The 19,007-nt window shown below is 77.4% G+C and carries 18 protein-coding genes; 10 read left to right on the top strand and 8 right to left on the bottom strand.

Annotated features, from left to right (window positions below; genetic code table 11):
* The gene (locus ACI79Z_RS01760; protein WP_387990640.1) at positions 1 to 333 is read right to left on the bottom strand and encodes a rhodanese-like domain-containing protein; all 333 of its coding nucleotides are present in this window, start codon (positions 331 to 333) and stop codon (positions 1 to 3) included.
* A 64-nt stretch (positions 334 to 397) separates the two neighbouring features.
* Here ACI79Z_RS01760 and ACI79Z_RS01755 point away from each other — a divergent pair, with 64 nt between their 5' ends.
* Both ACI79Z_RS01755 and ACI79Z_RS01750 read left to right on the top strand, forming a co-directional pair.
* Entirely contained in the window at positions 398 to 916 is a 519-nt protein-coding gene (locus tag ACI79Z_RS01755; protein ID WP_387990643.1) for a PH domain-containing protein, read from the top strand.
* A complete protein-coding gene (locus ACI79Z_RS01750; protein WP_456901487.1) occupies positions 913 to 2,421 on the top strand; it encodes a PH domain-containing protein in 1,509 nt (502 codons plus the stop codon). The genes ACI79Z_RS01755 and ACI79Z_RS01750 overlap by 4 nt, the downstream gene beginning before the upstream one ends.
* 108 nt (positions 2,422 to 2,529) lie before the next feature.
* Here the strand turns inward: ACI79Z_RS01750 and ACI79Z_RS01745 are convergent, their stop codons facing one another.
* The gene (locus ACI79Z_RS01745; protein ID WP_387990649.1) at positions 2,530 to 3,171 is read right to left on the bottom strand and encodes a response regulator; all 642 of its coding nucleotides are present in this window, start codon (positions 3,169 to 3,171) and stop codon (positions 2,530 to 2,532) included.
* 114 nt (positions 3,172 to 3,285) lie between these two features.
* Here ACI79Z_RS01745 and ACI79Z_RS01740 point away from each other — a divergent pair, with 114 nt between their 5' ends.
* The 3 genes from ACI79Z_RS01740 (at position 3,286) to ACI79Z_RS01730 (ending at position 5,410) form a co-directional block, all read left to right on the top strand.
* Positions 3,286 to 4,032 (top strand): sensor histidine kinase, encoded by a 747-nt coding sequence (locus tag ACI79Z_RS01740; RefSeq protein ID WP_387990652.1) that lies wholly within the window; start codon positions 3,286 to 3,288, stop codon positions 4,030 to 4,032.
* Positions 4,033 to 4,224: 192 nt separating this feature from the next.
* Positions 4,225 to 5,088, top strand: a complete 864-nt coding sequence (locus ACI79Z_RS01735) for a manganese catalase (RefSeq protein ID WP_387990655.1) — start codon at positions 4,225 to 4,227, stop codon at positions 5,086 to 5,088.
* Positions 5,089 to 5,152: 64 nt separating this feature from the next.
* Positions 5,153 to 5,410: a hypothetical protein gene (locus tag ACI79Z_RS01730; RefSeq protein ID WP_387990657.1), complete on the top strand. Its 258-nt coding sequence runs from the start codon at positions 5,153 to 5,155 to the stop codon at positions 5,408 to 5,410.
* A gap of 117 nt (positions 5,411 to 5,527) precedes the next feature.
* Here ACI79Z_RS01730 and ACI79Z_RS01725 read toward each other — a convergent pair whose 3' ends face one another.
* Together ACI79Z_RS01725 and ACI79Z_RS01720 are read right to left on the bottom strand one after the other, a co-directional pair.
* Positions 5,528 to 7,171, bottom strand: coding sequence for a solute symporter family protein (locus ACI79Z_RS01725; RefSeq protein WP_387990660.1), 1,644 nt, complete (start codon positions 7,169 to 7,171; stop codon positions 5,528 to 5,530).
* On the bottom strand, positions 7,161 to 7,556 hold the full coding sequence (locus ACI79Z_RS01720; protein WP_387990663.1) for a DUF485 domain-containing protein: 396 nt from the start codon (positions 7,554 to 7,556) through the stop codon (positions 7,161 to 7,163). The genes ACI79Z_RS01725 and ACI79Z_RS01720 overlap by 11 nt, the downstream gene beginning before the upstream one ends.
* A gap of 163 nt (positions 7,557 to 7,719) precedes the next feature.
* Here ACI79Z_RS01720 and ACI79Z_RS01715 point away from each other — a divergent pair, with 163 nt between their 5' ends.
* Entirely contained in the window at positions 7,720 to 8,958 is a 1,239-nt protein-coding gene (locus ACI79Z_RS01715; protein WP_456901486.1) for a Rieske 2Fe-2S domain-containing protein, read from the top strand.
* Positions 8,959 to 9,041: 83 nt separating this feature from the next.
* Here ACI79Z_RS01715 and ACI79Z_RS01710 read toward each other — a convergent pair whose 3' ends face one another.
* Positions 9,042 to 9,593, bottom strand: coding sequence for a MarR family transcriptional regulator (locus ACI79Z_RS01710; protein ID WP_456901485.1), 552 nt, complete (start codon positions 9,591 to 9,593; stop codon positions 9,042 to 9,044).
* Between the two features lie 97 nt (positions 9,594 to 9,690).
* On the opposite strand from ACI79Z_RS01710, the gene ACI79Z_RS01705 reads away from it, so the two are divergent.
* Positions 9,691 to 10,224, top strand: a complete 534-nt coding sequence (locus tag ACI79Z_RS01705; protein WP_387990671.1) for a copper chaperone PCu(A)C — start codon at positions 9,691 to 9,693, stop codon at positions 10,222 to 10,224.
* Between the two features lie 58 nt (positions 10,225 to 10,282).
* Positions 10,283 to 11,518 carry an MBL fold metallo-hydrolase gene (locus tag ACI79Z_RS01700; RefSeq protein WP_387990674.1) on the top strand — a complete coding sequence of 412 codons (1,236 nt, stop codon included), beginning with the start codon at positions 10,283 to 10,285 and terminating at the stop codon, positions 11,516 to 11,518.
* Between the two features lie 326 nt (positions 11,519 to 11,844).
* Here ACI79Z_RS01700 and ACI79Z_RS01695 read toward each other — a convergent pair whose 3' ends face one another.
* The 3 genes from ACI79Z_RS01695 to ACI79Z_RS01685 all read right to left on the bottom strand — a co-directional run bounded on the left by ACI79Z_RS01695 (position 11,845) and on the right by ACI79Z_RS01685 (position 14,699).
* Positions 11,845 to 12,699, bottom strand: coding sequence for an Fpg/Nei family DNA glycosylase (locus tag ACI79Z_RS01695; RefSeq protein ID WP_387990677.1), 855 nt, complete (start codon positions 12,697 to 12,699; stop codon positions 11,845 to 11,847).
* 88 nt (positions 12,700 to 12,787) lie between these two features.
* Positions 12,788 to 14,278 (bottom strand): malic enzyme-like NAD(P)-binding protein, encoded by a 1,491-nt coding sequence (locus ACI79Z_RS01690; RefSeq protein ID WP_456901484.1) that lies wholly within the window; start codon positions 14,276 to 14,278, stop codon positions 12,788 to 12,790.
* Positions 14,279 to 14,312: 34 nt separating this feature from the next.
* Positions 14,313 to 14,699, bottom strand: coding sequence for a hypothetical protein (locus ACI79Z_RS01685; protein ID WP_456901483.1), 387 nt, complete (start codon positions 14,697 to 14,699; stop codon positions 14,313 to 14,315).
* A gap of 127 nt (positions 14,700 to 14,826) precedes the next feature.
* Between ACI79Z_RS01685 and ACI79Z_RS01680 the strand changes: the two genes are divergently transcribed.
* Complete coding sequence (locus ACI79Z_RS01680) at positions 14,827 to 15,732, top strand: CPBP family intramembrane glutamic endopeptidase (RefSeq protein ID WP_456901482.1); 906 nt, start codon at positions 14,827 to 14,829, stop codon at positions 15,730 to 15,732.
* Positions 15,733 to 15,769: 37 nt separating this feature from the next.
* Positions 15,770 to 18,976 carry a BTAD domain-containing putative transcriptional regulator gene (locus ACI79Z_RS01675; RefSeq protein ID WP_456901481.1) on the top strand — a complete coding sequence of 1,069 codons (3,207 nt, stop codon included), beginning with the start codon at positions 15,770 to 15,772 and terminating at the stop codon, positions 18,974 to 18,976.
* Positions 18,977 to 19,007: the final 31 nt, after the last annotated feature.

Below are 19,007 nucleotides of genomic sequence, written 5' to 3'. Positions count from 1 at the left end.
CTAGCGGACGAAGGGCGGCCGGCCGGTCTCGCTCACCAGGGGCCGGCCCGCCGCCTCCCACTCCCCCATGCCGCCGCCGACGTTCACCGCGTCGTAGCCGTTGAGGTTGAGCCACGCGGCGACCCGCGCCGAGCGTCCGCCGCTGCGGCAGACGACGTAGACCGGGTCGCCGTCGGGGACCTCGTCGAGCCGGGCCGGGACGTCGCCCATCGGGATGTGCGTGGCGCCCTCGGCGTGCCCTGCCACCCACTCGCCGTCCTCGCGGACGTCGAGGAGCACGGCGTCCTCGGGCACCTCGGCGGCGGACACGGTCGGGACCTGCTGGGGCATCATGCGCCCGATCCTCCCAGCCCCGGCGCAGAGACCAGGCCGCGCCGGGGGCTGGGAGGATCGGGCCGTGACGTCCGCTCCCCCCGCGCCCCCGGTCCGCGAGCCGGCCTGGTCGCTGTCGCGCTCGGCCATCTGGCTGTGGGTCACCCAGGGCGTCATCGGCACGCTCGTCTACGGCGTGCTCGTGGCGGTGCTCGTGCTGACCGTGCCGGCGTCGGTGGGCGGGCCGGTGCCGGTCCTGCGGTGGCTGCTGCCGGTGCTCCTGGTCGGGTACGCGGTGGTGGCGATCGGGGTGCGGCCCTGGATCCGCTACCGGGTGCACCGCTGGGAGGTCACCGCGGACGCGGTGCACACCCTCACCGGCTGGCTGAGCCGCACCTGGACGCTGGTGCCGGTCGCCCGGATCCAGACCGTCGACGTCACCCGCGGCGTGCTGCAGCAGCTCTACGGGCTGGCCAGCGTCGCGGTGCTGACCGCCTCGTCGCAGGGCACCGTCCGGGTGCCGCACCTGGAGGTCGCCGTCGCCGAGCGGGTGGCCGACGACCTGGCCCGCCGGGCCGAGCAGGTGCGGGACGAGGCCACGTGACGGACCCGGTCCTGACGGCGCCCGAGACGACCGCCCCTCGGCGCACCTCGCCGCTGGTCGTGCTCGTGCACACCGTCACCTTCCGCCAGGCCCGGCAGGTGGCGCCGGCGGCGATCCCCGTCGTCGCCGCGGTGGGCGTGGACGGGCCGGGGGTCGTCGTCGCGCTGGTCGTGGCGGTGACGGCGCTGTCGCTGCTGTTCGCCGCGCTGACGTGGTGGCGGACCACCTACCTCGACACCGCGTCCGCGGTGGTCGTCACGCGCGGCCTGCTCGCGCGGTCGGTGCGCACGGTGCCCAACGACCGGATCCGCGGCGTGGAGGTCGAGGCGCCGGCGCTGCACCGGCTGTTCGGGCTGGTCCGCGTCCGCGTCGACGCCGCGGCCGGCACGCTCACCGGCGGGGACGAGGAGGTCGTCGTCGACGGCGTCCCGCGGGCGGAGGGCGACCGGCTGCGGACCTCGGTGCTCACCCACCGGCGAGCCGCGGCGGTGTCCCCCGGCACGGACCCGTCCGCCCCGCCGCCGGCGGAGCCGGCCGAGCAGGAGCTGGCCCGGTTCGACCGGCGCTGGCTGCTGTACGCGCCGCTGGTCGCGAGCTACCTCGCCGTGCCGCTGGCCGCCGTCGGCGCGCTGTCGCGGCTGCTGCAGGAGCTGCCCCGGGACCTGCGCCCCGACCTCACCGGCCCCGACCTCACCGACGTCCGCGTCCTCGTCGTCACCGCGGTGGTCGCGGTGGTGCTGCTCGCGGTCGGGGCGGTCGCCGGGGCGGCGGTGGTCAACTGGGGCTTCCGGCTGGTGCGCCGCGGGGGCTCGCTGGTCGCCGTCCGCGGGCTGGTGACCCGGCGGCACACCGAGCTGGAGGTGGACCGGATCCGCGGCGGCACCCTCGCCGAGGGGTTGGGCATGCGGCTGGTGCGGGCCGCGCGGGTCAACGCCCTGGTCACCGGCCTGGGCGCGGCCAGCCGGCGCGGCCAGCTGTTCCCCCTGGGCCCGCGCGCGGAGGCGGTGCGGCTGCTCGGCCTGCTGGTCGACGACCCGGGCCCGCTGGCGCCGCACCCGCCCGCCGCCCGCCGGCGGGCGGTGGTCCGCGCGGTCGGCGCCGGGCTGCTCGTCGCCGCGGCCGGGGCCGCGCTGACGGTCCTCACCGGCTTCTGGGGCGTGCTCGCCGCCGGGATCGTGCTCACCGTGCTCGGCGTGCCGCTGGGCCTCGGCCGCTACGCCGCGCTCGGCCACGCCACCGGGCCCGGCTCGTTCAGCGTGCGCAGCGGGCTGCTGGTGCGCGAGCAGGCGGTGCTGCAGCGGCGGGCCGTCGTCGGCTGGCAGGTCCGGCAGACCTGGTTCCAGCGGCGCGCGGGCCTGGCCACCGTCGTGGCCTGCGTCGGCGCGGGCAACGGCGGCTACGCCGCGGTCGACATGGCCGCCGACGACGTCGCGGCCTTCACCGTCGCCGCGTCGGGACCGTGGGCCGCGGCGCCCGGCACGGGAGCGCCCCGCCCGACCGGCTGACCGGGGAGGTCGCTGGCCCGTCGGGGCCAGGTCACCGGAACGCGGGAGTGTCGATCATCTGCCCGGGTAGCCCGGCGCTCGATGACCGCTGCCACGCGGTACGCCCGCTCAGCGCAGGCCGCCGCCGGCCCCCTTGCCGAGGCCGACGCGGCCGGCCAGCGCGGCCGCCTCCACGCGGGTGGCCACCCCGAGGCTGCGCAGCAGCGAGGCGACCAGCCGCTTGGCGGTCCGCTCGGACACGTGCAGCGTGGTGGCGATGTCGACGGTGCTCGTGCCGTCGGCCACCAGCCGCCACAGCCGGCGCTCGTCGCTGGTCAGCCGGTCGGCGACGGTCTGCTCGCCGGTGGGCGCGGCGTCGTCGAGCAGCTGGCGCAGCAGGGCCTCGGGGATGACCGACCAGCCGTCGAGCACCGACAGCAGCGGGCGGACGAGGTGCTCCGGATCCGCGGACTTCGGCAGGAAGCCCGCCGCCCCCGCCCGCAGCGCCTCGAGCGCCGCGTCGGCCTCGGCCAGCCCGGACAGCGCCACCACGCGCACCGCCGGGTCGGCCCGCCGGATGGCCGCGATGGCGCGCACGCCGCCCGGGGGCGGCATGTGCAGGTCCACGACGGCGACGTCCGCGTGGTGGCGGCGCACCAGCGCGGCGGCCGCCGAGGCGTCGTCGGTGGTGGCCACCACGCGCACCCGGCCCTCGCTCACACCGGGGAGCAGCAGGGACAGCCCCCGGCTGAACAACGGGTGGTCGTCCACCACGACCACGTCCACGTACGTCTGACGCCCAGCCCCGGCGTCGGTCGACCCCACGACCCTCCTCACCTGGCCCGATGCGTCCGCGCACCGGGCTCCCCGCACCCGGAGGTGCCCGTGACCCTGGCCCCCGACACACCCCGTACCGTCCGGCCCGGTTCCGGACGGCTGCTCACCGACCTGGCTCGCGTGGTGCGCGAGCACGTCGTCCGCGCCGCCCGCGGCCCGCGGCCGGGCCAGGAGCCGCCACCCACACCGGAGGGCGCGCTGCTGCGGGCGATGTGCCACGACATGCGCAGCCCGCTGGCCTCGCTGGAGGCGCTGCTCGGCTCGCTGGACCGCCAGCCCACCCAGCGCGAGGAGCTGCTGGAGCTGGCCCGCGCGCAGACCGCCCACCTGTCCTCGATGCTGCGCACCGCCGACGCCTCCGGCGGGGCGACGCGGCAGGCCCCGAGCGGCCGGCGGCTCGGCGACGTCGTCCGCGCGTCGGTGGCCGCCTCCGGGCTGCCGCCGCGGCAGCTCACCCTGGCGGTGCAGGAGTGCGCCGCCGGGGTGAACGTGGCCGACGCCCGCGTGCAGCGGATCCTCACGAACCTGCTGGAGAACGCCCACCGGCACGGCGACGGCGCCCCCGTGCTGCTCACGGCGGTCCACCGCGACGGCTGGGTCCGGCTGGCGCTCACCCAGGACGTGGCGCACCCGCAGCGGGTCGTGCAGTACCTGCGCCACGACTCGCCGCCGGTCGACCTCACGGGCCTGGGCCTGTGGTCGGTGCAGCGCCACGCGCACGACCTCGGGGGCGCCGTCGTCTGGGCCACCTCCGACGCCGGCCTCACCCTCTGCGTCCAGCTCCCCGACCGGTGAGGTCCCCCTCCTGACCGAGTCCCCTGACGTGAGCCGCCCCGCGAGGCGGCGCGAGGAGTGGGGCCCGGAGGCCGGACGACGTGGCACCGGAGGGCCACGGGACGGCACGGGCGGGCCACCCCGCGGGGGCAGATCCGGGGTGTCGCCGCAGCGGCGGCGGCGCGACGACGCAAGCCGAGTGAGGGAGAACCCGTGTTCACGCACACCCACGCCCTGCAGTACGAGGCCAAGCCCGACGGCCCCGACCCGGACTTCGCCCGCAAGATGCAGGAGATCCTGGGCGGTCAGTGGGGCGAGATGACCGTCGCCACGCAGTACCTGCTGCAGGGCTGGAACACCCGCCTGCCCGGCAAGTACAAGGACATGCTCCTCTCGATCGGCACCGAGGAGCTGGCCCACGTCGAGATGATCGTGACGATGATCGACCGGCTGCTCGACCACGCGCCGCTGAAGCCGGACTCGGCCGACCGCACCAAGGAGGCCGCGGCCGGCTACGGCCAGCACAACCCGCAGCACCTGATCCAGAACGGGCAGGGCGCGTCCTACATGGACTCGATGGGCAACCCGTGGTCCGGCGCGTACGTCACCGCCTCCGGCAACCTGATGGCCGACTTCTACTACAACGCCACCGCCGAGATGCAGGGCCGGCTGCAGGTGGCCCGGCTCTACAACATGACCGACGACCCGGGCGTCAAGGACATGCTGCGGTTCCTCATCACCCGCGACCACATGCACCAGCAGCAGTGGCTGGCCGCCGTCGAGCAGCTGAAGGAGGACGGTCTCGAGGGGCTGCCGGTGCCCGAGGCCTTCCCGCTGTCGGACGAGGTCGGCGACCTGGGTTACACCTTCATCCAGGCCTCCGACGGCCCCGAGGCCGCCAACGGCCGCTGGGCCTCCGGCCCCGCGCTCGACGGCACGGACAACCAGTTCCGTGCCGCGGCGATCGAGGCGACGGCCGACGCCCCGACGCTGGTCCCGGGCGACCCGCGGCTCTACGACACCCCGCAGACCGAGGCCCACACGCTGCTGCAGAAGGCCAAGGACCTGCTCAAGTGAGCCGCTGAACTCCCGATTCCCGCGCCGTCGCCGCGCCCCAGAACGGCAGTCCCCGGAGGTCCCCGTGCACCTGCCCACCCCCGCCGTCGTCCTGACGGCGGTCTACGCCGCGGCGCTCGCCGTCGCCGTGGCCGGCGCCGCCACCGGCTCGGTCCGCGAGGCCCTGGCCGGCCTGGTGGTCCTCGCCGCCGTCGTCACCCGCTGGGCGCTGCGGCGCTCCCGCCGCGCCGCTCCCTCCACCGCGGCGGCCGTCGTCGCCGTCGACGCCGCGCTGCCCGACACCGCCCTCCCCGAGGCCGTGCCCGCCGCCCGCGCCGCCTGAACGCGCGAGGCGCGCGCCCCGTCGGGGACGCGCGCCTCGGCAGGTGAGGTGCTGGAACGGCCCCCTGGCAGGGTCCCGCCCCGAGCGGAGCGAGGGGTGGGGGGCCAGGGGGTCCTCTCAGTGGGCGACGGCCTTCTCCGCACCGATCCCGGTGAGCGAGCGGACCTCCAGCTCGGCGGTCTTGTCCAGGTCCGGCTTCTCCTTGGACAGGACCGTGCCCAGCCAGCCGAGGAAGAACGACAGCGGGATGGACACGATGCCGGGGTTGTTCAGCGGGAACCAGTGGAAGTCCACGTCCTGGAACAGCGACGGGGACAGCCCGGTGGCCGGGTTGACCGGCGCACCCGACACGACCGGCGAGAAGACGATCAGCACGATGCAGGCGATCAGGCCGCCGTACATCGACCACAGCGCGCCCTGGGTGGTGAACCGCTTCCAGAACAGCGTGTAGAGGATCGTCGGGAGGTTCGCCGACGCCGCGACGGCGAAGGCCAGGGCCACCAGGAAGGCGATGTTCAGCCCGGCCTGCAGGGCGAGGATGCCCAGGCCGATCGAGATCGCCCCGATGACGACGGCGGTGATGCGGGCGACCCGCACCTCGCCGTTGGGCGGCACGTTGCCCTTCTTGATGACCGACGCGTAGACGTCGTGCGCGAACGAGGCCGACGCGGTGATCGTCAGGCCGGCGACCACCGCGAGGATCGTCGCGAACGCGACGCCCGCGATGATGCCGAGCAGCACCGTGCCGCCGAGCTCGAAGGCCAGCAGCGGCGCGGCGGAGTTGACCGCACCGGGTGCGCCGAGGACGGTCTCCGCGCCGACCAGGGCGCCCGCGCCGTAGCCGATGACCAGGCTGAACAGGTAGAAGATGCCGATCAGCCAGATCGCCCAGACCACCGAGCGACGGGCGTCCTTCGCCGTCGGCACGGTGTAGAAGCGCATGAGCACGTGCGGCAGGCCCGCCGTGCCGAGCACCAGGGCCAGGCCCAGCGAGACGAAGTCGAGCTTCGACGTGCTGGTCGCGCCGTACTGCGCGCCGGGCGCCAGGACGTCGCGGCCCTCGACCGCGTTGGCCTGCGCGCCGCCCAGCAGCGAGGACAGGTTGAAGCCGAACTCGCCGAGCACCCACAGGGTCATGACCAGCGCGCCGGCGATCAGCAGCGAGGCCTTGATGATCTGCACCCAGGTCGTGCCGCGCATGCCGCCGACCAGCACGTAGATGATCATCAGGGCGCCGACGAGGACCACGACCAGCGCCTGCGCGGCCTCGCCGGTGACCCCCAGCAGGAGGGTCACCAGCCCGCCGGCGCCCGACATCTGGGCCAGCAGGTAGAACAGCGACACCGCGAGCGTGGAGATGGCCGCGGCGGTGCGCACCGGGCCCTGCCGCATCCGGAAGGCCAGGACGTCGGCCATGGTGAACCGGGCGGTGTTGCGCATGAGCTCGGCGACCAGCAGCAGCGCCACCAGCCAGGCGACGAGGAAGCCGATCGAGTACAGGAAGCCGTCGTAGCCGTAGACGGCGATGGCCCCGGCGATGCCGAGGAACGAGGCAGCCGACAGGTAGTCGCCCGCGATGGCCAGGCCGTTCTGGGTGCCGCTGATGTTGCGGCCCGCGGCGTAGTAGTCCGCCGCGCTCTTGTTGTTGCGGCTGGCCCGGAAGGTGATGACCAGGGTGACCAGCACGAACGCGCCGAAGATCGCGATGTTGAGCGCCGGCGTCCCGATGGTGGCGTCGGCGGCGAGCACGTCAACGGGCACGCGTGGCCCCCTTCCCGAGGTCGGTGGCGGCGCGGTGGCCGGCGGCGTACTCGTGGTGCTCGAGCCGCTCGCGCATCTCGTCGGCGATCGGGTCCGTGCGCCGGTTGGCGTGCGACACGTACACGTGGGTGATCACGAACGTCGACAGGAATTGGCCGAGCCCCAGCAGGAGCCCGAGGTTGACGTTGCCGAACACCCGGGTCGCCATGAAGTCCGGCGCGTAGGTGGAGAGCAGGACGTAGAGCAGGTACCAGGCCAGGAAGGCCACGGTCATCGGGAACGCGAAGGCCCGGAAGCGCCTGCGCAGTTCCGTGAACTCCGGCGAGTCCTGTGCCTGCCGGTACTCCTCCGGCGTCAGCAACCGCCGTTCGGCGGGTTCGGTCACGGCTGTGCCCCCTCGTGTCGACCTGTTCCGGACGTGTGACGGCGCTCACCATAGGTCGGCGACGGTTGAGTCGGAAATGATCGAAACTATCGGTGCGGAGCCGTGACCTGAGCTTCCGACCGCCGTAACGCCGCGGTAGTGCGCCGGCGGTGCACTGGACGGCATGACCGCGACGGCAGGCACGTCGACCGGACGGTCGACGGGGTGGTTCCCGGTGGCCCGCGCCACCGAGGTCGGGACGACGCCGGTGCCGGTGGGCGCCGGGGGACGCGCGTACGTCGTCGTCCGGCTGCGGCCCGGCGGGGAGGTCAGCGCCTTCCCGGCCCGGTGCCCGCACCGGCTGGTCCCGCTGGCGGCGGGCGCCGTCGTCGGGGGCCGGCTGCAGTGCCCGTACCACGGCTGGCGCTTCGACGCCGACGGCCGCTGCGTGGACGTCCCCTCCCTCGGGCCCGACGGCAGCCCGCCGCCGCGGGCGGACCTGACGGTGCCGTGGGCGGTGGAGGAGCGGCACGGCTGGGTCTGGCTCGCGCCCGAGCGGACCGTCGTCGCCCTCCCGCCGGCCCCCGCCGCAGAGCCGGTGCCCGAGCCCGCTCCGGCCCCCGGGCCGCCGCCGGGGCCGGTGTTCGGCAACCTCGACCCGTCGCTGGAGCACGCCTGGCACCCGGTCGCGCTGTCCCGCGAGCTGCGGCCCGGTGGCTGGTTGCAGGTCCGGCTGCTCGGCCGCACGTGGGCGCTGTCCCGCGGCGCGGACGGCCTGTCGGCGGACCCGCCGGCGTGGGGCGTGCGCGAGCGGTTCGGCGTCGTCTGGCTGGCGCCGGCCGAGCCCCGCGACGTCCCGCTCGAGCTGCCCGAGGACGGCGACCGCCGCTTCGTCCGCGGCTGGCTGACGCCGGTCCGCTCGGCCGGCCCCGCCGGACCGCTGGCCGACGCCCTCCTCGATCCCACGCACGGCCCGTTCGTGCACGGCGATCCCGAGGACGGCGCGCCGGCCCCCGAGGTGACGCCGGAGCCGGGCGGGTTCACGAGCGTGCGCGAGCAGGGCGCGACGGTGGCCACCGCCGTCCACCGCGCGCCGTTCCAGCTGCGGCGGCGGCTGGAGTCCCCGGCCTCCGGCGCGGCGACGACGACGCTGTTCCTCCTGCAGCCCGAGGACGCCGACTCCACCCGCGTCCACGCGTGCGTGCTGCTGCGCGCGGGGCACGGCGAGCCGCTGCCGGGGCCGGACGTGGTGGCCGCCGAGGTCGCCCGCACCCAGCGGGCGCTGGCCGAGGACCTCGAGCTGCAGGCGCAGCTGGCCAGCACCGGGCTGCCGCTGTCGGCGCGCGACGAGCTGCACGTGCGCTCCGACCGGCACGGCCTGGCGCTGCGCCGCGCCCTGGCCGACTTCGCCGCCGGCCGCTGAGGCACCGCCCTTCCCCTGCGGTGCCCGACCTCGCCGCGCGCGGTGGGGACGGGCACCGCGGGCCGGGGTCCGTGGCGCCGTCGTCAGGCCGACTCGAGCCGCTCGCCGCACGCGGGGCAGCGGGTGGGCGGGTCCTCGTCGGCCATGCGCCCGCACGCCGGGCACACCCGCGCCAGCCAGCACGCCGGGTCACCGCCCTCCTCGGGCACCTCCCGCCGGGACGGCGTCCCGCTCACCGCGCCGGCGAACTCCCCGAGTGCGGCGAGGACCGGCTCACGGCGGTCATCGGGCAGGGCGGCGACGGCGGCCCGCAGCTCGGTCAGCCGCAGGGCGTCGTAGCGGTCGAGCAGCTCCTCCCCGGCGGCGGACAGCCGGAGGCTGACCGAGCGGCGACTCGCCGGGGAGGGGCGGCGCTCCACCCAGCCCGCCGTGACCAGCCGGTCGACCAGCCGGCTCGTCGTCGAGATGCTGCCGCCGACCCCGGAGGCGAGGTCGGCGAGGGAGGCGCCCGACCGCGCGCGCAGGACGGTGAGCGCCCGCAACTGCACGACGGAGACCTCCCCCAGGCGTGCGGCCGCCCGGGTGGAGACCCCGACGACGGCCCGGGCCAGGCCGAGCAGCACCTCGTCGTCCACGCCTCCCCCTTCATGTTGCATTACGGCAACAGTTGGCATCGTGCACCGGTCGAGGGGCACACCCTACGGCACCGACCCCGAGACGAGGAGGACGACGATGCCCCGCACCGCACTCGCGATCCCCGCCGCCCTGGTCCTCACCGTGTGTGCCTGCACCGCCGAACAGCCGCTGTCGACCCCGGCCCCCGAGGTGGCGGGCGGCGCGATCGGTCCCGATGAGGCCGTCACCGGCGACCTGTCGGTGCTGCAGGTCCAGCTCGAGTACCCGCTCGACGGGCTGTACGAGGAGGGCGAGGACGCCCGGCTGTTCCTCGGCATCGCGAACTCCGGCGCCGAGGACGACACCCTGGTCGCCGTCGAGGGTCCCTTCGCCGGGGCCGTCGACGGGGACGGCGGCGCGTTCGCGATCGCCGTCCCGGCCGACGACAACGTCTATGTCGGCGCGGAGGGCGCCCCGTCGGTCACCCTGGTCGGCCTGGAGCGGTCGCTGCGGTCCTCGCAGTCGATCCCGGTGGCCCTCGAGTTCGCCCGCGCCGGGGAGGTGACCGTCGACGCGATGGTGGCCGCCGAGCGCCAGCACCCCGAGCCGCCGTACGACTTCCCCGATCCCGCGGAGGACCCGAGCACCTGACCCTCCGGCGCCGGACGGTGACGCGGGTCGCGGCGGCCGCCCGGGCGCGGCTGGGAACATGGACGTCGTGCCGTCGCCCGCCCTGCGCCGAGACCGAGCGCGCCGCACCGCCCTGACCGCCGCCGCCCTGGCCCTCCCCGCGGGCTGGCTGGCCCGTGCGCTGTGGGGGCTGCCCACGGCGATCGGTGCCGGCCGGCGGGAGATCCGGCCCACGGCGGCCGGCTCACCGCAGTGGTCGCACGGGAAGTTCCACAACACGCTGCCCACGCCCACGCTGCCGCCGCCCAACGCCCGCCGCGGCCTGCTCCGGCAGTGGCACGACGACCGGCACGTCGGCCTGCCGGCCCGCCCGGTGCCGCTGGCCCGCCCGGAGGTCCCGGCCGAGGCCGGCGAGCTCGCCGTCACCTGGTTCGGGCACTCGAGCGCGCTGCTGGAGGTCGACGGCGCCCGCGTGCTGGTCGACCCGGTGTGGGGGCACCGCGTCTCGCCGTCGCCGGTGTTCGGCCCCACCCGGCTGCACGAGCCGCCGGCGCCGGTGGAGTCCCTCCCCCGCGTCGACGCCGTGCTCGTCTCGCACGACCACTACGACCACCTGGACCTGCCCACGGTGCGGGCGCTGGTCGAGCAGCAGGACGCGCCGTTCGTCGTGCCGCTCGGCGTGGGCGTGCACCTGCGGCACTGGGGCGTGCCGGAGGACCGCGTCGTCGAGCTGGACTGGGACGGCGCGACGACGGTCGGCGACCTGACGATCACCTGCACCGAGGCGCGGCACTTCTCCGGCCGCTACCTCACCCGCGACACCACGCTGTGGTCGTCGTGGGTGGTGGCCGGGCCGCGGCACCGCGTCTTCTTCGGCGGCGACACCGGCTACACCCCCGCCTTCGCGGGCATCGGCGCCCGGCTGGGCCCCTTCGACCTCACGCTGCTGCCGATCGGCGCCTACAACGAGGCCTGGGCGCACATCCACATGGACCCCGAGGAGGCGGTGCGCGCGCACGGCGACCTCGGCGGCGGGGTGCTGCTGCCGGTGCACTGGGCCACGTTCAACCTCGCCTTCCACCGCTGGGACGAGCCGGTGCAGCGGCTGCTCGCCGCTGCCGGGCGCTCGGGCGTGCAGGTGCTCGTGCCGCGGCCGGGCCAGCGGGTCGACGTCCTGGCGCCGCCGCCGCTGGAGGACTGGTGGACCGCGGTCGGCTCGCCCGGGCCCGGCACGGGCGCGCACGACGACGCCGGCGTGAGCGGCACCGTGCTCGCGCGGGTGCTCTCCCGGCTGATGGCCCTGCGGGCCGGCTGACGCCCAGGCGCTGCGGCGCACGACCAGCTCCGGGGGGAGGAACCCCGTCCCCTCGGCGGTCGCCCCGGTGAGCCGGGCGCGGGTGGGCACGGCCCGCACCGCCGCGCCGGCGATCCGCTCCACCGGGTGCGTCGCCGTCGTCAGCCCGGTGACCCCGGCGACGGGGACGTCGTCGGACCCGGCGACCGCGGCGTCGCCGGGACCTGCCGGCCGTGCCGGTCCAGCACCGCCAGGACGCCGAGGGCGACCCCGTCGCAGCCGGCGAGGAGCGCGTCGGGGTCCGGCCAGCGGGCGAGGACCTCCTCGGCCCCGGACCGGGACCGCTCTCAGCGCAGCAGCTTGCTCATCCGCCGGTCGGCCAGCGGCTTGCCGCCGGTCTGGCAGGTCGGGCAGTACTGCAGCGAGGTGTCGGCGAAGCTGACCTCGCGGACGGTGTCGCCGCACACCGGGCACGGCAGGCCGGTGCGGGCGTGCACCTGCAGCCCCGACCGCTTCTCCCCCTTGAGCGTCGCCGCCGCCTGGCCGACCTGGCGCTCCAGCGCGTCGGTGAGCGTGGCCCGCAGCGCGTCGTACAGCCGGACCAGCTCGTCGTCGGAGAGCCTGTCGGCCATCTTGAACGGCGAGAGCCGGGCGGCGTGCAGGATCTCGTCGGAGTAGGCGTTGCCGACGCCGGCCAGCACGGTCTGGTCGGTGAGCGTGCCCTTGAGCTGCGCGTGCCGCCCGGCCAGCAGCGCGGCGAACTGCTCGCGGTCGACGGCGAGGGCGTCGGGGCCGAGCCGGCCGATGCCGGGGACCTCCGACGGCGAGCGGACCAGGTGGACGGCGAGGCTCTTGCGGGTGCCCTGCTCGGTGAGGTCGAAGCCGTTGCCGTCGTCGAGGTGGACGCGCAGGGCGAGCGGCCCCTTGCCGGGCCTGGGCGGCGCGGTGGGCAGGCCGGTGCGCCAGTGCAGCCACCCGGCGCGGGCGAGGTGCACGACCAGGTGCAGCCCGGAGACGTCGAGGTCGAGGAACTTGCCGTGCCGGGCTGCGCCGGTGACCTCCAGCCCGGCCAGGGCCGACAGCGGCGGGTCGAACGTCTTGAGCGCCTGCAGCGCGGTCAGGTCGGCGCGCGCGACCACCCGGCCGACGGCGTTCTCGCGCAGGAACGCGGCCAGCGCCTCCACCTCGGGCAACTCGGGCACCCGGCCATGATCCCCGCCGTCGCCGCCTCCCGTCGTCCCCGGACGGGTGCACTCCCGCGGAAGTGCGCGGCGCCCGTCCGCGCGGCGCTCACCCGACGAACGACGTCCGGTCGGTGACCGTCGCGGTCGCGCCCGGCTCGGCGCGGGCGGCGTCGGCGACCGCGGCGGCCACCGCCTGCGTGACGGCGGGGTCGAACACGCTCGGGATGATGTAGTTGGCGTTGAGCTGGTCGTCGCGGACGATCGCCGCCAGCGCGTCGGCCGCTGCCAGCAGCATCCCGGTGCTGATCTCGGTGGCGCGGGCGTCCAGCAGCCCGCGGAAGACGCCGGGGAAGGCCAGCACGTTGTTGATCTGGTTGGGCAGGTCCGACCGGCCCGAGGCGACGACGGCGGCGTGCTGCCGGGCCCGGACCGGGTCGACCTCCGGCGTCGGGTTGGCCATCGGGAAGACCACCGCCCGCTCGGCCATGGCGGCCAGCGCCTCCACCGGCAGCACGTTGCCGGCGCTCACCCCGATGAACACGTCGGCGCCGGCCAGCGCGTCGGGCAGCTCGCCCCGCACGCCCGCGGCGTTGGTGCGCCGCGCGAGGTCGGCCTTGGCCGAGGACAGCCGCTCGTCGTCCGGCGAGAGGATCCCCTCCCGGTCCCACACGAGCACCTGCCCGGCGCCGGCGGCGAGCAGCAGGTGCACGATCGCCGTCCCGGCGGCGCCGGCCCCGGCGACGACGATCCGCACGTCGGCCAGCCGCTTGTCCACCACACGCAGGGCGTTGCGCAGCGCGGCCAGCGCCACGATCGCCGTCCCGTGCTGGTCGTCGTGGAAGACCGGGACGTCGAGCCGCTCGCGCAGCCGGGCCTCGATCTCGAAGCAGCGCGGCGCGGCGATGTCCTCGAGGTTGATGCCGCCGAAGCCGGGCGCGATGAGCTCGACGGTGCGCACGATCTCGTCGACGTCCTGGGTGTCCAGGCAGATCGGCCAGGCGTCGATGTCGGCGAACCGCTTGAACAGCGCCGCCTTGCCCTCCATCACCGGCAGGGCGGCGCCGGGCCCGAGGTCGCCCAGGCCCAGGACGGCCGACCCGTCGGTGACGACGGCGACGGTGTTGCCCTTGATGGTCAGCCGGCGCACGTCCTCGGGGTGCTCGGCCAGCGCCAGGCACACCCGCGCCACCCCGGGCGTGTAGGCCATCGACAGGTCGTCGCGGGTCTTGAGCGGCACCTTGGAGGCCACCTCGAGCTTGCCGCCGAGGTGCAGCAGGAACGTGCGGTCGCTGACCTTGCGCACGGCCACCCCGGGCACGGCGCCGAGCGCGGTGACCATCTCCTCGGAGTGCGCGGCGTCGGCGGCCGAGCAGGTCACGTCGACGGTCAGCCCGTCGGGCCGGGAGTCGACGACGTCGATGGCGGTCACCGCGCCGCCGGCCTCGCCCACCGCCGTTGCGATCCGGCCGATGCTCGCCGGGTCGCCGTCGGCGGTCAGCCGCACGGTGATCGAGTAGGAGGCCGAGGTGACCGGCCCGCGCGGGACGGCGGCCGGCTCGCCGAGGGCGGTCGGGTCCGCTGCTGTGTCGCTGCTCACACCCCGATCGTGACACCGCCGGGCGCGCGCCGCGTCAGGCGCCGGGGACCGGCTCCAGCACGACCTCCAGGCCGCCGTCGGCGGCGGCCGCCACCAGCGCGGCCCCGTCGAGCGGCGGTGGGCCGAGCAGCGTGGCCAGGGCGGCCTGCGGCCCGGCCGGGACGGCGACGACGACCACCCGCGCCGCGGCGTCCCCGCCGCCCACCGACCAGGGCACGCCCCGCGGGCAGACGACGGCCGAGCCGGCCGGGCGCGGCCGCGCCGGCCCGGAGCCGACCGCGACCAGCGGGCGGCCGGCGGTGACGACGAGCACCACGTCCGCGCCCCGGGCCACGAGCCGGCGCGGCGGGCAGCCGGGCGGGACGGTCACCGCCTCGGCGGCGGGAGGACCGGGCGGGGGGACGGCGTCGAGCGGCTCCATGCCCCGCACGGTGCGCCCGCGCGCTGGTGGGCCGCTGGTCCCGCCCCCGCCAGCGGCCGACCAGTCCCCGACCAGCACCGGCTCCGACGGTGGGCGCCGATCGAGACCGACCTCCCCTGGAGCCGCCATGAGCACCGCCCCGTCCCTGTCCGCCCCGTCCCCGTCCGCCCCGCCGGCCGCGCCCGCGGCCCGCCCGTCGCCGTGGCGGGAGATCGGCGTCTTCCTCGGCGCCACCGCCGGCCTGCTCACCCTGACGACCGCCGTCGCGGCGGCCGCGGACGCCGACGTCGCGCACGTCGACCAGGAGCCGCCGCTGGTCCAGGCGCTGCTGTTCGGCCAGGCCCTGATCCCCCTGGTGGCCGCCGTCCTCGCCCGGCTGGTCACCGCCGGGACGCTGCGCCGGCCCGGCTGGGGCTTCCGCCGGACGTCGTGGCGCAACCTCGGCACCGCCTGGCTGTGGGCCCTGCTGCCGACGCTGGCCGCCGGCGGCCTGCTGTGGGCCACCGGGCTGGCCGGCTTCGCCTCCGAGGGGCTGACGCCGACGGTGGCGCTCGGCCTGACGGTGCTGGTCCTGCCCTACGTCGCCCTCGCGCTCGCCGAGGACGTCGGCTGGCGCGGCCTGCTGGTGCAGCGCCTGGCCGAGGTCGCCGGCCCGCGCACCGTCGTCCTGGTCAGCGGGCTGGCCTGGTCGCTGTTCCACTGGCCGCTGGTGCTCTTCCTCGGCGGCGCGCCCGCCGGGATCCCGGTGCCGTTCGCGCTGCTGTGCCTGACCGTGGGCACCACCTCGCTGGGCGCCGCGCTCGCCTCGATGCAGCTGCGCTGGGGCATCTGGCCCGGCGTGCTGGCGCACGCGGTGCTCAACGCGCTGCTCTACCACGTGCTCGCCCCGCTGACCGCCGACAGCGGGCCCACCGAGTGGCTCTCCACGGAGACCGGCGCCGCGGGGGCCGTCACGCTGCTGCTCGCCGCGCTCGCCTGGTGGCGGGTCGCGCCGCTGCGCCGGTCCCCCGACGGCGGCACGCGAGCCGCCTGAGCCCCGGGAGGGCCCGGACCACCTACCCTCCCCGGCCGTGGACCTGCGGCTGGACGTGCTCGGGCCGACGCGGCTGCTCCGCGACGGCGCCGCGGTGGACCTCGGCGGGCGCCGGCCCGCCGAGGTCCTCGCGCTGCTCGCCGCCGCCGAGGGCCGGACCGTGCCGGCGGCCGCGCTGGCCGACCGGCTGTGGCGCGGCGTCCCGCCGGCCACCGCGACGACGACCCTGCAGGGCCACGTCAGCCGCCTGCGCCGGCTGCTTGACCCCGGCCGCGGCGCCCGGGACGCCGCCGTGCTGGTCACCCGCGGGGACGGCTACGCGCTGGTCCTGCCGCGCACCGCCGTCGACGCGCACGCCTTCGCCGACCTGGTCACCGCCGGCACCGCCGCCGACGACCGGGAGGCCGCCCGGCTGCTCACCGAGGCGCTGGCGCTGTGGCAGGACCGGCCCTACGCCGACGTCGCCGACGTGGCGGACGTCGTCCCGGCGGTGGCGCGGCTGGAGGAGCTGCGGCTGGTCGCCGTCGAGCGGCTGGCCGAGGCCCGGCTGGCGCTGGGCGCGGGCGCGGAGCTGGTGCCCGACCTCACCGCGGCGGCCGCCGTCGCCCCGCTGCGGGAGCACACCGCCGCGCTGCTGGCCCGGGCGCTGTACCGGGCCGGGCGGCAGGGTGACGCGCTGGACGTGCTGCGCCGCACGCGGGAGCGGGTCGCCGACGAGCTGGGCCTGGACGCCTCGGCCGAGCTGCGCGACGTCGAGGCCGCCGTCCTGCGCCAGGACGCCGCGCTGGCCGCCCCGGCGCGTACCCCGGCACCCGCCGCCGTGCAAGCGCCACGGGCCGAGCCGGCCGGGGACGGCTTCGTCGGCCGGCCCGGCGAGCTCGCCGCGCTGGCGGCGGCGTGGGCGGCCGCGGGCGCGGGCCGCGGCACCGCCGTCGTCGTCACCGGCGAGCCGGGCATCGGCAAGACCCGGCTGGTCGAGGCGTTCGCCGCCCGCGCCGGGGCCGCCGTCCGCTGGGGGCGGTGCGCCGAGATCGGCGGCGCGCCGCCGTACTGGCCCTGGCAGCAGGTGCTCGGCGGGCTGCCCGAGGCGGCGCTCGGCGCGGACACCGGCGCCCGCTTCGCCCTCGGCCTGGACACCGCCCGCCGGCTGCACGCCCTCGCCGCCGAGCGGCCGCTGCTCGTCGTCCTCGACGACCTGCAGTGGGCCGACCGCGACTCCCTGCACGTGCTCGAGGTGGTCCTGTCCCAGCTGCACGGCAGCCGGCTGCTGCTGGCGGTGACCTGCCGCGAGGAGGCCACCGCCGACCCGGTGCTCACCCGCGTGCTGGGCCTGGCCGCCCGGCTGCCCGGCGCGCGGCGGCTGCGACTGGCCGGGCTGGCCGCCGACGAGGTCGCCGACCTGGTCACCGGGCTGCGCGGGGACGCCCCGGCCGGCGCCGTCGTCGCCGCGCTGGCCGAGCGCACCGGCGGCAACCCGTTCTTCGTCACCGAGCTGGCCGCGCTGCCGCCGTCGGCCGGGGAGGCCGTGCCGGCCGGGGTCCGCGACGTCGTCCGGCTGCGGCTGGCCGCGCTGCCCGCGCCCGCGCGCGACGCGCTGGCCGCAGCCGCCGTCGCGGGCCGGGACGTGCCGGTCGGCCTGCTGGCCGCCGTCGTGTCCGGCGACGACGGCGGGGTGACGACGGCACTGTCCGCGGGCCTGCTGGTCGAGACCTCCCCCGGCCGGGTGCGCGTGGCGCACGACCTGGTGCGCGAGGTGCTGCTGACCGACCTCGGGCCGGTCGAGCGGGCGCGCGTGCACGGCCGGACGGCCGACGTCCTGGAGGCCGGGCCCGCGGCGGCGACCGCGGCCGGCGCCATCGCGGTGCACCGCAGCGAGGCCGCGGCCGGCGGGCCGGACCCGGTGGCCGCCCGCGCGTGCCTCCGGGCCGCCCGCGAGGCGCTGGACCGGGCCGGCGTGGAGGAGGCCGCCGCGCTGGCCGACCGGGGGCTCGCGCACGTCCCGCCCGGGGAGGCGGCACTGGCGGCGGACCTGCACCTGCTGCGCGGCCGGGCGCTGCGCAGGCTGGGGCTGCTGGAGGAGAGCGGCGCGGCGCTGCGCGCGGCGGCGGACCTCGCCCGCGGGATCGGCGACGCGCCGCGGCTGGCCCGCGCCGCCGTCGCCTCCGCCGGCGGCGGGCTGGGTGGCTACTGGGCGTCGGTCGGCGCGCCGGCGGCCACCGACGTCGCGCTGCTGGAGGAGGCCGCGGCCGGCGCCGACGCGCTGCCGCCGGAGCTGGCCTCGGCCGTCCTCGCCGCGCTGGCGGTGCAGCGGTCCTCCACCGGCGAGGCGGGCGGCCGGGAGCTGGCCGACCGCGCGCTCGCCGCGGCCGGCGACGTCCCGTCCGCGCGGCCGCGGGCGCGGGTGGCCCGGTTCGTGGCCGACTGGACGCCGGCGCACGCGGCGCAGCGGGTGGAGCTGGCCCGGGCGCTGCTGCGCGAGTCGGCCGGCGACCCCGCCGCCGAGGCCACCGCCCTGCACCTGCTGCGCTGCGCGCTGACCGAGACCGTGCAGGCCGACGAGGCCGCGGCGGTGTCCCGCCGGTTCACCGAGCTGGCCACCCGGCGCGGCGACGGCGACCTGCTGCAGCTGGACGCCTGGTGGTCCGCGGGGCTCGCGCTGGCCCGCGGCGACGCCGACGGCGCCCGCCGGCTGGCCGACGCCGCCGTCCGCGAGGCGCCGACCACCTCCCCGGCCGCCGCCGACGTCACCCGGATGTCGCGGCAGACGATCGAGGGCATCGCCGCCTGGCACGAGCGCCGGATGGGCGCGCTGGTGCCCGAGGTGGTCGACCTGGCCGCGACCGTCGACGCCGGGTTCCTGTCGGTCCTCGCGCTGGCCCACGCCCAGGCCGGGCGGCGGGAGCAGGCGCACGCCGTCGTCGAGCGGTGGCTCGCGTTCCCCGCGCACGGCGCCCGCGAGCCGGTGCGGGCGGTGCTGCTCGCCGACGCCGCCCTGGAGCTGCGCGACCGCGACCTCGCCGCCGCGCAGCTGCCGGCGCTGGAGAGCTACGGCGACACCGTGGTGGTGCTGTGGGCGGGCACGACCGTCCTCGGTCCGACCGCGCTCTACCGCGGCGGCGTGCTCGGGCTGCTCGGCGGGCCGGGCGCGGCGGCGGAGCTGCGGCGGGCGCTGGAGATCTGCGACGCGTTCGGCCTCGCGCCGTTCGCCGCCCGCGCCCGCGCGCTGCTGGCCGAGCACGGCTGACCCACCGTGCACGTCCGCGGACGCGCCCGGT

The organism is Geodermatophilus sp. SYSU D00663 (assembly GCF_054050655.1).
This window is presented reverse-complemented; position numbering and strand designations above follow the sequence as displayed.

Excerpts from the sequence above, each read along its gene's own strand:
- ACI79Z_RS01680 (WP_456901482.1), top strand. The coding sequence starts at position 14,827 with ATGAGCACCGCCCCGTCCCTGTCCGCCCCGTCCCCGTCCGCCCCGCCG.
- ACI79Z_RS01705 (WP_387990671.1), top strand. The coding sequence starts at position 9,691 with ATGCCCCGCACCGCACTCGCGATCCCCGCCGCCCTGGTCCTCACCGTG.
- ACI79Z_RS01760 (WP_387990640.1), bottom strand. The coding sequence starts at position 333 with ATGATGCCCCAGCAGGTCCCGACCGTGTCCGCCGCCGAGGTGCCCGAG.
- ACI79Z_RS01715 (WP_456901486.1), top strand. The coding sequence starts at position 7,720 with ATGACCGCGACGGCAGGCACGTCGACCGGACGGTCGACGGGGTGGTTC.
- ACI79Z_RS01700 (WP_387990674.1), top strand. The coding sequence starts at position 10,283 with ATGGACGTCGTGCCGTCGCCCGCCCTGCGCCGAGACCGAGCGCGCCGC.
- ACI79Z_RS01685 (WP_456901483.1), bottom strand. The coding sequence starts at position 14,699 with ATGGAGCCGCTCGACGCCGTCCCCCCGCCCGGTCCTCCCGCCGCCGAG.